Source organism: Desulfohalovibrio reitneri (genome assembly GCF_000711295.1).
GTDB lineage: Bacteria > Desulfobacterota > Desulfovibrionia > Desulfovibrionales > Desulfovibrionaceae > Desulfohalovibrio > Desulfohalovibrio reitneri.
The window spans coordinates 1-10,540 of sequence record NZ_JOMJ01000004.1 but is presented as its reverse complement, the minus strand read 5'-3'; the positions used below and the strand labels follow the sequence as shown (position 1 = coordinate 10,540).

Below are 10,540 nucleotides of genomic sequence, written 5' to 3'. Positions count from 1 at the left end.
GACCACGCGCATGCGCCAGCTTCTTGAATTCATCCGCGACGAACTGCGAGGCGGACGCCCCGTTGCGGGCGCGGTCATCATCTCCAGCAGCGGCTCCACCCCCCGCTCCACCGGATCGCGCATGGCCGTGGCCAGCAACGACGCGACCCGGGGCACCGTGGGCGGCGGACCGGCCGAGGCCATGGCCCAACGGGAGGCGGCCAGGGCGCACGAGACCCGGCGCTCCAGCCTGCTGCGACTCGACCTCACCGGAAAACAGGCCGCCGAGGCGGGAATGATCTGCGGCGGCGAGCAGGAGATCCTCATCGAATACCTGGAGCCCTCGGCCGAATCGCTGGAACTGGTGGAGAACCTTCTCCGCGCCTGGGAGGCGGGCCGGGGGGTGCTGTGCACCGCCTTCCTCCATGACGGCGGGGACGTCCGCGTCCTCACCAGGACAACGGACCCCGGAAACCTGCCCAGTGAGCTGCCCGAGCCTTTGCGCCGCGAGGCGCGGGAGCTGTCCGACGCCGCGCACTTCCCCTTCACCCGCACCGCCGGCGGGGCCACCATGCTGGTGGAGCCGGTTCGCCCGCCCGGGACGGTGGTCATCGCCGGGGCCGGGCACGTGGGACAGGCCACGGCCCATCTGTGCGCCTTCACCGGCATGCCCGCGGTGGTGCTGGACGACCGCGGGGACTTCCTCACCCGCGAGCGCCTGCCCCAAGCGGACCGTCTGCACAAGGTGGACAGCTTCGAGAACTGCTTCCACGGCCTGGAGATCACGCCGGACAGCCGCATCGTCATCCTCACCCGCGGCCACGTCCACGACAAAACCGTCCTGGCCCAGGCCCTGCGCACCCCGGCCGGGTACATTGGCATGATAGGCAGCACCCGCAAGCGCGACGCCACCTACGAATCGCTGCTTCAGGAGGGTTTCACCCAGGCCGATCTGGGCCGGGTCCATTGCCCAATCGGCCTGTCCATCGGCGCGGACACGCCGGAGGAAATCGCCGTGAGCATCGTGGCCGAACTCATCAACCACCGCGCCCATGCCTGAACCACCCCGGCTCGGCGCGATCATCCTCTCCGCCGGGCTGTCCACCCGGCAGCGCGGCTTCAAGCCCCTGCTGCCGCTCGGCGACGCCACCGTGCTGGAGCACTGCCTGCGCCTGTTCCAGGGATTGCCCGGGTGGCCATGCGACACGGTGGCGGTGCTGGGGCACCGGGCGGACGAGCTGGCCCCCCTGGTCCGCGAGGCCAGGGCCAGGCCGGTGCATAATCCGGACTACAAGGAGGGCATGTTCACCTCGGTCCAAGCCGGGGCGGCCGCCCTGGACCCGGAGGCTGAGGCCTTTTTCGTCCTGCCGGTGGACGTGCCCATGGTCCGCCCCCTGACCCTTACACGCCTGCTGTGGGCCATGCGGGAGAGGCCGGAGGCCCGCGCCTGGCTACCCGCCTTTGCGGGCCGTACCGGCCACCCGCCCCTGCTGCGTGCGGAATTGCGCGCGGCCATCGCCGCCCACGACGGCCGGGACGGCCTGCGGGGCGTGCTGGAGGGGGTGGAGACGGCCGTGGCGGAGGTTCCGGACCGGCTCATGCTGGAGGACCTGGACACGCCGGAGCAATACGAACGCGCCAAGGAACTGTGGGCCAGGCGGGGCATTCCAACCCCGGGCGAGGCCGAACGGCTGCTGGACATGGAGCGCGGGGCGGACAGCGAGGTGGCCGCCCACTGCCGGGCCGTGGCCCGCGTGGCCTCCGCCCTGGCCCAGGCCGTCAACTCCCGCTCGCCCGGCCGCATCGACGAGGACCTGGCCGTGTCCGGGGCCCTGCTGCACGACATCGCCAAGGGCCAGCCCGGCCATTGCGCCGCCGGGGCGTCCCGGCTTGCCGAGCTGGGCTTCTCCCCCCGACTGTGCGCCGTGGTTGCCGGCCATGCCGACCATGAACCGCACAAGGACGCCGGGGTGGACGAGACCGAGGTGGTCTATCTGGCGGACAAGCTGGTGCGCGGGACGCGGGTGGCGCCCCTGGACGAGCGCTTCCAGGCCAAGCGCTCGGCCTGGGCGGGCGACAGACGGGCCGTGCGGGCCGTGGACAGGCGATGGGACCAGGCCCGGCGCATCGCCGGGAGAGTGGAGGCGGCCTGTGGCGGGATGCCGCCGCTGCCGTAACCGGGCGAGCGCCTTAGCCGCCCGGGGAGAAATTGAGCGCTTGCAGCCGCTTGAAGCCGGAAGGAGAGAAATCGAGCACGTTCAGGCAGCCCGGGTCCTGCCCCAGCAGGAACAGATCAGCCAGGGGCATGCCCAGCCAACGGCACAGCGCCACCCGGTTGACCCCGGCATGAGCCACCACGGCCACGCAGCCCGAGGCATCCGCCATAATCGCCTCCAGGCGCGGGACGACCCTGTTACGCAGGTCGGCGAAGGACTCGCCCCCCGGCGGCCGGAACCCGGCCATGTCCTCCCCGCGCCGCCGGAAAGCCTCCGGCTCGGTGCGCCGCACGTCCTCGAACGTCCTGTTCTCCCACTCCCCCAGGTCGATCTCCCCCAGGCCGGGGTCGGCCTCCACAATCAGCCCGTGACGCGCGGCCACCGCCCGGGCGGTGTGCAGGCAGCGGCCGAGATCGCTGCTGACCACCCGCCGCAGCGGCGCCACGGACAGCAACTCGGCCAGTGCAGCGGCCTGGCAGCGGCCCAGGCTGGTCAACCCGGTGTCGGTTCGCCCGATGTAGCGCTTGCTTGCCGGGTCGCCCGCCTGGCCATGCCGCATGAGAAGAAGCCGTTTGGCCGGAGTATGCAATGAGGAAGCGAGCATGGATTGTCCAACGCCGCGCCCTGGCGCGGCTGTCTGACGATTTGACCAGCAGTCCGGGGAAATTGCAACGCGCCCGCCGCATCCTTCCCGGCGGCCCGTCGCGGGCCGTGCGGAGCGGACTTGACAGCCCCCGGCCGCCGTATGATTTCACTGTTCCGAACAGGCCGGTCCGCTTGGCGCTGCCCGGCAACCTTTCGCGCGGGTGGGGATCGTGATTACCAAGTTCGCCATACCGGAGGTCATCTCCGGACACGGAAGCATAGAATTCGTGGCCAAATGCGCCCTGCGGCTCGGGGCCAAGCGCGTTTTCTTCGTCAGCGACAACGGCCTGGAGCAATCCGGCTGGGTGGACCGCGTGCTGGACATCCTGGACGGCAACGACCTGCCCGCCGTCTACTTCGACAAGGTCAGCTCCAACCCCCGCGACTACCAGGTGCACGAAGGGGCCGACCTGTACGCCCGTGAGCGGTGCGACGTCATCATCGCCCTGGGCGGCGGCAGCCCCATGGACGCGGCCAAGGGCATCGGCACGCTGGTGGGCAACGGCGGCCGCATCGGCGACTTCGAGGGGGCCAACCGCATCATGTGCCCCCTGCCGCCCATGATCCTCATCCCCAGCACGGCCGGAAGCGGCTCGGACGTTTCCCAGTTCTGCATCATCACCGACGTGGAGCGGGAAGTGAAGATGTCCATCATCAGCCGCTCGCTGGTGCCCAACATCTCCATCATCGACCCCGACCTGCTGCTCTCCAAGGACGCCGACCTCATCCTGGCCTCGGCCATCGACGCCATGGCGCACGCTGTGGAGTCCTACGTCTCCAAGCTGGCCACCCCCATCACCCGCATGCACTCCCACAAGGCCATTGAACTCATCGTCAAGAACATCCAGCCTGCGGTGGAGGACAAGGACACCGAGGCGCTGCGGCAGCTCTCCATCGCCAGCACCTCCGCGGGCATGGCCTTCAGCAACGCCGGGCTGGGCGTGCTGCACTCCATAGCCCACTCCCTGGGCGGCATGTACGACGTGCTGCACGGCATGGTGCACCCCGTCCTCCTGCCGTCGGTTATGCGCTTCAACATGCGGGAGTGCACCGAGACCATGGGCACCATCGGGCGCATAATCGCCGGGGCGCGGCTGTGCTCCGACCAGCAGGCCGCCCTGGCGGGCATCGATAAGCTGGAGGAGCTCTTCGCCAGTCTCGGCGTGAACCAGCGGCTGCGCGACCTGCTCCCCGACCAGTCCAGCATCGAGCAAATCTGCCGGGTGGCCATCCAGGACGTGTGCAGCCTGACCAACCCCAGGGAGTCGTCCTGGCGCGACCTCAGGGGCATATGCGAGGAGGCCTGGTAATGCCGCCAACGGAACTCAGCGACCTCGTCGGCATCGAGCACTCCAAGCTCGGCTACTTCCACGAGTTGCAGCTCAAGCTGGAGGAGCTCAAGGCCGCCAACATGGAGACGGAGAACCGCCGCCAGGAAATCGCCGCCATTCTGGACGGCATCACCGACGTGATGATGGTACTCTCCGAGAACCTCAAGATCATCTCGGTCAACCACGTATTCAGGGAGTTGTTCGACGACCCCGCCCCGGAGGGCAAGTACTGCTACCAGATATTCCGGGGGCAGGACCATCCGTGCCCCGAATGCCCCGCCTTCAAGTCGCTCTCCACCAACACGGTGTGCAAGGAGACGGCCTTTTTCCGCATCAACGGCGTCAACCGGCAGTACGAGATGGTGGCCTCGCCCATCAAGAACCAGGACCTGCCGGAGTACAAGGTGCTCATCTTCAAGCGCGACGTGACGCTGGAAAAGGAATACCAGGCCAAGTACTACCACGCGGAGAAGATGGCCACCGTGGGCGTGCTGGCCACCGGCGTGGCCCACGAGGTGAACAACCCCCTGATGGCCATTTCCGGTTACGCCGAGGGCATCCAGCGGCGCCTGGGCAGGCACTGGAAGAGCCTGCCCGGCGAACTGGCCGGGGACCTGGAGGAGTATACCCAGACTATCCTGCGGGAGTGCCAGCGCTGCCAGCAGATTGTGAACAGCATGCTCAACTTCGGGCACCCGGAGGCCACCACCCAGTCCCCGGTGAACATCAACGACGTGGTCATGGAGACCCTGCATCTGCTGCACTACCATCTCAAGAAGCGGCAAAACCTGACCATGAGGACGGAACTGGCACGGAACCTGCCTTTCGTCCACGGCAACGCGGCGCAGCTCAAGCAGGTCTTTCTCAACCTGCTGACCAACGCCATCGACGCCATCGGGGAGGAGGAGGGCGTCATCACCGTGCAAAGCGGCGTGACGGACGGCATGGTCCGTCTGGAGATCTCCGACACCGGCCAGGGCATTTCCGCGGACATCCGGGGCAACCTCTTCGACCCCTTCTTCACCACCAAGCCCGCCGGAAACGGCATAGGCATCGGGCTTTCGACCTGTTACACCATCGTGGTCAAGGAGCACGCCGGGGACATCCGCCTGGAAAGCGAGGTGGGCAAGGGGTCCACCTTCATCGTCGACCTGCCGGTGCCACGGGAAGAAGATGATGACTGAACCGTACCACGTCCTTGTGGTGGACGACGAAGAGTCCATCCGCAAGCTCCTCAAGAAGGAGCTGGAAACCGAGGAGCGCGCCATACACGTGGCCCGGAACGCGGCCGAGACGCGGCGGCGCATCCACGACGGCGACTACGACCTCCTTGTCCTGGACATCAAGCTTCCCGACTCCGACGGCCTGGACCTCTTCACAGAGTGCAAGGCCAAGCTGCCGGACGCCGAAGTGGTCCTCATCACCGGCCACGGCACCATCGACGACGCCGTGGAGGCCATGCGCCTGGGCGCCTACGATTACATCACCAAGCCCTTCAAGCTGGACCGGCTCTCCCTGCTCCTGGACCGGGCCTACCAGCGGGTCTGCCTGCAGCGGGAAAACCGCAGCCTGCGCCACTCCCAGGAGATCACCGGCTCCTCGCAGAAGCTGGTGGGCAACTCCCCGGTGATCAAGCACCTGCATTACCTCGTTTCCAGGGTGGCCCCGGCCGGGGTGCCCGTGCTGCTCACCGGCGAGAGCGGGGTGGGCAAGGACGTGGTGGCCAGGAAAATCCACGAACAAAGCGACAGGGCCAAACAGCCCATCATCACCAAAAACTGCGCCATGCTCCAGCGGGAACTGGTGCGCAGCGAACTGTTCGGCCATACCAAGGGGGCCTTCACCGGTGCCTCGGAGGCCAAGGAAGGGCTGCTTGCCCTGGCCAACAAGGGCACCCTCTTCCTGGATGAGGTGGGCGACCTTCCCGAGGAAGTGCAGGCCTCCCTGCTGCGGGTGCTGGAGTCGCAGACCTACCGCCGCGTGGGCGAGAACGAGGAGCGGCGGGTGGACGTCCGCTTCCTCTTCGCAACCAACCGAAACCTGGCCAAGGAAGTCGAGGACGGCCGTTTCAACGAGGCGCTCTTCCACCGCATCAACGTCTTCAACATCGACATCCCCCCGCTGCGGGAGCGGCGGGAGGACATCCCGCTGCTCATAGAGCATTTCCTGACCCAGATGCGCCTGGGCAAACGCAAGTGCACCATCGCGGACAAGACCCTGCAGTTCCTCATGCGGTACGACTGGCCCGGCAACGTTCGCGAGTTGCGCAACGTGCTGGAGCGCTCCGTCATCCTGGCGGAAAACGGCGTCATCACCAACCAGACGCTGCCCAAAGAAGTGGTGCCGGCGCAGTCCGGAGACGCCTGCGCCGGCTCCCCCCTCTCCCTGGAATCCATGGAGCGGGCGCACATCCGCAAGGTCCTGGCCATGTACCAGGGCAACCGCCAGCGGGCCGCCGAGGCGCTGGGCATCGGGCGCAAAACCCTCTACCGCAAACTCCGCAAGCACGGCCTCGCATCGGCCGACTAGGCGAACCGGGACGTTCTAGGCGCGCCGGGCCTGGCTTCACGTTCGTGCGACCCGCTCCGCACGTGCCCCGGGTCATAATGACCCAGCCGTCTAAGGCCTCGTAACGCCTTCCCTTTCAGGTTCCCTGGCGGCCATTTTCCGCTTCTTCCCGCTTCCGCCTGTCCCGTTTTAGACCCACTCCGCCCCCTCTTCATCCTGACTTCGCCTGACAACACACCGGAATCACTCGTTTTCACTTTTTGGCCCGGTCCTTGCCTAAAGAGGGGGCAATACGGATTCGGCTGGCAGGTGTGATTTTCAAGCGCCAACCCAAAAAACCGGAGTGTGTGTCATGGCAGTGCGTGAAGAAGTCTATGGGTTTTTCATCCCCAACGTGACGCTGATCGGCATCGGGGCCTCCAAAGAGATCCCCCAGAAAATTCGTGACATCGGCGGCACCAAACCGCTGATCGTCACCGACCAGGGCATCGTCAACGCCGGGATTCTCAAGCAGATCACCGACCTGCTGGACAAGGCCAAGATGAGCTACGAGGTCTACGACAAGACCATCCCCAACCCCACTGACGAGAACGTCCACAACGGCGTCGAGGTCTACCAGAAGGCCAAGTGCGACAGCCTGATCACCCTGGGTGGCGGCTCCTCCCACGACTGCGGCAAGGGCATCGGCCTGGTGGTCTCCAACGGCGGCAAAATCCATGACTTCGAGGGTATCGACAAGTCGACCAAGCCCCTGCCGCCCTACCTGGCCGTGAACACCACCGCGGGCACCGCCTCGGAAATGACCCGCTTCTGCATCATCACCGACCTTTCCAGGAAGGTGAAGATGGCCATCGTGGACTGGCGCGTCACCCCCAACATCGCCCTGGACGACCCCCTGCTCATGATGGGCATGCCCCCGGCCCTGACCGCGGCCACCGGCATGGACGCCCTGACCCACGCCGTCGAGGCATACGTCTCCACCGTGGCCACCCCCATGACCGACGCCTGCGCCGAGAAGGCCATCGAACTGATCTTCACCTTCCTCCGCCGCGCCGTGGCCAACGGCCAGGACGTGGAGGCCCGCGAGGGCATGTGCTTCGCCCAGTACCTCGCCGGCATGGCCTTCAACAACGCCTCCCTGGGCCACGTGCACGCCATGGCCCACCAGCTTGGCGGTTTCTACGACCTGCCGCACGGCGAGTGCAACGCCATCCTGCTGCCCCACGTGGAGAGCTTTAACCTCATCGCCCGCGTGGATCGCTTCGCCAAGATGGCCGAGATCATGGGCGAAAACATCGAGGGCCTCTCCAAGCGCGACGCCGCCGAGAAGTGCGTCGATGCCATCAAGGTCCTCTCCACCGACGTCGGCATCCCCAGCGGCCTGGTGGAGCTCGGCAAGAAGTACGGCAAGCAGGTCAAGAAGGCTGACATCGCCACCATGACCGAGAACGCCCAGAAGGACGCCTGCGGGTTCACCAACCCCCGCTGCCCCACCGACAACGACGTCATGGCCATTTTCGAGGCCGCCCTGTAGGGACGACCCGAAATGGACCTCCGGCCGGGGGGGACACACCACTCCCCCGGCCCACTTTTCCATCCGAACGCGCAACGGAAACACCGGGACCGACGACATGGAAATCCTTGATCTCACCGAATCCCTCGACCGGGAGTTCATCAGCCAGGTCGAGGAGGAGAGCGGGCAGCGGGTGCGGTTGTGCTATCAGTGCGGCAACTGCACGGCTGGCTGTCCGTACACCTTCGCCTTCGACATTCCGGTGAGCCGGATGATGCGGCTGTTGCAGGCCGGGCAGAAGGACCAGCTCTTGTCCAGCCACTCGGTGTGGCTGTGCGCCACGTGCGAGTCCTGCACCACGCGCTGCCCCAACGGCATCGACGTGGCGCGGATCGTGGACGTGTTGCGCCACATGGCCCGGCGCGAGGGGTACGCCACCGAGCGCGGCGTGAAGGTATTCTGGGACAGCTTCCTGGAATCGGTGGCCAAGCACGGCCGGGTGTACGAAATGGGCCTTTTGACCTCGTACATCGCCAAGACCGGCAAGGTCTGGACGGACGCCGAGCTCGGCCCGCGCATCCTGCCCAAGGGCAAGCTGCACCTCACTCCGTCCCGCATCCAGGGCCGCGAGGCCGTGGCCCGGATCTTCGAGCGCTACAAGGAGGCCTCCAAGTGAGCCCCGCCTACGCCTACTACCCCGGCTGTTCCGGCCTCGGCACCTCCATGGAGTACGAGCAGTCCACCCGGGCCATCTGCGAGGCCCTTGACGTGAATCTGGTGGACATTCCGGACTGGAGCTGCTGCGGCTCCACTCCGGCGCACACCGTGGACCACACCCTGTCCTGCGCCCTGGCGGCGCGCAACCTGGGGTTGGTGGAGAAGATGGGCCTGGACACGGTCATCACCCCCTGCCCCAGCTGCCTGACCAACCTCAAGACGGCCGTGCACCGCATGGGCGATGAGGAGTTCATGCGCCGGGTGAACAGCCTGCTGGACGAGCCGGTGGGCAACACGGTGCGGGTCAAGTCCGTGCTGCAGGCGCTCATCGAGGACGTGGGGCCGGAGAAGCTGGCCGAGCGGGTGGTGCGCCCCTTAAGCGGCCTGCGGGTGGCCCCCTACTACGGCTGCATCATGAACCGTCCGCCCGAGGTCATGGAGTTCGACGACCACGAGAACCCGGTGGCCATGGACCGGCTCATGGAGGCCATCGGCGCGGAGGTCGCTCCCTTCCCGCTGAAGGTGGAGTGCTGCGGCGCCTCCTTCGGCGTGGCCCGCAAGGACGTGGTGGCGCGTCTTTCGGGCAAGCTTTTGGACTTGGCCGAGGCCAACCAGGCCATGGCCATGGTCACGGCCTGCCCGCTGTGCCAGATGAACCTGGACCTGCGGCAGGGGCAGATCAACGCGGCCACCAAGAGCCAGCACGAGATGCCCGTTTTCTACTACACCCAGCTCATCGGTCTGGCCCTTGGCCTGGACGAGTCCAGCCTGGGCCTGAACAAGCTGTGCGTGAACCCCGGCCTCGCGCTGCGCGAAGCCGAACGGAAGACCGCCGAAGCCGCCTCCTGAGGCGTGGCGGGGAAACCGGAGAAATCATGCGAATCGGCGTTTTCGTCTGCCACTGCGGCAGCAACATAGCCGGCAACGTGGACGTGGGGTCGGTGGCCGAGCAGGCCCTGTCCCTGCCGGACGTGGCCTTCGCCTCGGACACCATGTACGCCTGCGCGGAGCAGGGGCAGGAAGGCATCATCGAGGCCATCCGCGACCACGGCCTCGACGGCGTGGTGGTGGCCTCCTGCACCCCGCGCATGCACGAGCCCACCTTCCGCCGCACGGTGGAGCGGGCGGGTCTGAACCGCTACATGTTCGAGATGGCCAACATCCGCGAGCACGTCTCCTGGATCGGCAAGGACAAGGAAGCCAACACGCGCAAGGCGCTGGACCTGGTGTCCATGGCCGTTTCCAAGCTGCGCTACGACCGCCCGCTGACCCCCAAGAGCTTCGAGGTCAACAAGCGGGTCATGGTGGTGGGCGGCGGCGTGGCCGGCATCCAGGCGGCGCTGGACTGCGCCAACGGCGGCCTGGAGGTCGTTTTGGTGGAGAAGCAGTCCACCATCGGCGGCAAGATGGCCAAGCTGGACAAGACCTTCCCCACGGTGGACTGCTCCAGCTGCATCCTCGGCCCCAAGATGGTGGACGTCTCCCAGCACCCCAACATCACCCTCTACGCCTCCTCGGAGATCGACGAGCTGAGCGGGTACGTGGGCAACTACACGGCCACCATCCGCCGCAAGGCCACCTACGTGGACTGGGAGGCCTGCACCGGCTGCGGGCTGTGCATGGAGAAGTGC

10 protein-coding genes are annotated in these 10,540 nt (G+C 66.8%); 9 read left to right on the top strand and 1 reads right to left on the bottom strand.

Features of this window, described 5'->3' with window-relative positions:
* Positions 1-10: 10 nt before the first annotated feature.
* The gene (locus N911_RS0112620) at positions 11-1,039 is read left to right on the top strand and encodes an XdhC family aldehyde oxidoreductase maturation factor (RefSeq protein WP_029897728.1); all 1,029 of its coding nucleotides are present in this window, start codon (positions 11-13) and stop codon (positions 1,037-1,039) included.
* Positions 1,032-2,156 carry a DVU_1551 family NTP transferase gene (locus N911_RS0112615; protein WP_035105515.1) on the top strand — a complete coding sequence of 375 codons (1,125 nt, stop codon included), beginning with the start codon at positions 1,032-1,034 and terminating at the stop codon, positions 2,154-2,156. The genes N911_RS0112620 and N911_RS0112615 overlap by 8 nt, the downstream gene beginning before the upstream one ends.
* Positions 2,157-2,169: 13 nt before the next feature.
* On the opposite strand, the gene N911_RS0112610 is transcribed toward N911_RS0112615, so the two are convergent.
* On the bottom strand, positions 2,170-2,799 hold the full coding sequence (locus N911_RS0112610) for a histidine phosphatase family protein (RefSeq protein WP_029897724.1): 630 nt from the start codon (positions 2,797-2,799) through the stop codon (positions 2,170-2,172).
* Positions 2,800-3,007: 208 nt separating this feature from the next.
* Here N911_RS0112610 and N911_RS0112605 point away from each other — a divergent pair, with 208 nt between their 5' ends.
* The 7 genes from N911_RS0112605 to N911_RS0112575 all read left to right on the top strand — a co-directional run.
* Positions 3,008-4,150, top strand: a complete 1,143-nt coding sequence (locus N911_RS0112605) for an iron-containing alcohol dehydrogenase (RefSeq protein ID WP_029897722.1) — start codon at positions 3,008-3,010, stop codon at positions 4,148-4,150.
* Positions 4,150-5,355: an ATP-binding protein gene (locus tag N911_RS0112600; RefSeq protein WP_029897720.1), complete on the top strand. Its 1,206-nt coding sequence runs from the start codon at positions 4,150-4,152 to the stop codon at positions 5,353-5,355. Before N911_RS0112605 ends, N911_RS0112600 begins: the two co-directional genes overlap by 1 nt.
* Positions 5,348-6,700 carry a sigma-54-dependent transcriptional regulator gene (locus tag N911_RS0112595; RefSeq protein ID WP_029897718.1) on the top strand — a complete coding sequence of 451 codons (1,353 nt, stop codon included), beginning with the start codon at positions 5,348-5,350 and terminating at the stop codon, positions 6,698-6,700. Before N911_RS0112600 ends, N911_RS0112595 begins: the two co-directional genes overlap by 8 nt.
* A gap of 331 nt (positions 6,701-7,031) precedes the next feature.
* The gene (locus N911_RS0112590; RefSeq protein WP_029897716.1) at positions 7,032-8,213 is read left to right on the top strand and encodes an iron-containing alcohol dehydrogenase; all 1,182 of its coding nucleotides are present in this window, start codon (positions 7,032-7,034) and stop codon (positions 8,211-8,213) included.
* A gap of 97 nt (positions 8,214-8,310) precedes the next feature.
* On the top strand, positions 8,311-8,868 hold the full coding sequence (locus N911_RS0112585; protein WP_029897714.1) for a 4Fe-4S dicluster domain-containing protein: 558 nt from the start codon (positions 8,311-8,313) through the stop codon (positions 8,866-8,868).
* On the top strand, positions 8,865-9,758 hold the full coding sequence (locus N911_RS0112580) for a CoB--CoM heterodisulfide reductase iron-sulfur subunit B family protein (protein WP_029893269.1): 894 nt from the start codon (positions 8,865-8,867) through the stop codon (positions 9,756-9,758). Before N911_RS0112585 ends, N911_RS0112580 begins: the two co-directional genes overlap by 4 nt.
* Before the next feature lie 26 nt (positions 9,759-9,784).
* A partial coding sequence (locus N911_RS0112575; protein ID WP_029897713.1) for an FAD-dependent oxidoreductase occupies positions 9,785-10,540 on the top strand: 756 nt, incomplete at its 3' end.

Coding starts and splice junctions, on each gene's coding strand:
- N911_RS0112620 (WP_029897728.1), top strand. CDS start 11: ATGCGCCAGCTTCTTGAATTCATCCGCGACGAACTGCGAGGCGGACGC.
- N911_RS0112615 (WP_035105515.1), top strand. CDS start 1,032: ATGCCTGAACCACCCCGGCTCGGCGCGATCATCCTCTCCGCCGGGCTG.
- N911_RS0112610 (WP_029897724.1), bottom strand. CDS start 2,799: ATGCTCGCTTCCTCATTGCATACTCCGGCCAAACGGCTTCTTCTCATG.
- N911_RS0112600 (WP_029897720.1), top strand. CDS start 4,150: ATGCCGCCAACGGAACTCAGCGACCTCGTCGGCATCGAGCACTCCAAG.
- N911_RS0112595 (WP_029897718.1), top strand. CDS start 5,348: ATGACTGAACCGTACCACGTCCTTGTGGTGGACGACGAAGAGTCCATC.
- N911_RS0112590 (WP_029897716.1), top strand. CDS start 7,032: ATGGCAGTGCGTGAAGAAGTCTATGGGTTTTTCATCCCCAACGTGACG.
- N911_RS0112585 (WP_029897714.1), top strand. CDS start 8,311: ATGGAAATCCTTGATCTCACCGAATCCCTCGACCGGGAGTTCATCAGC.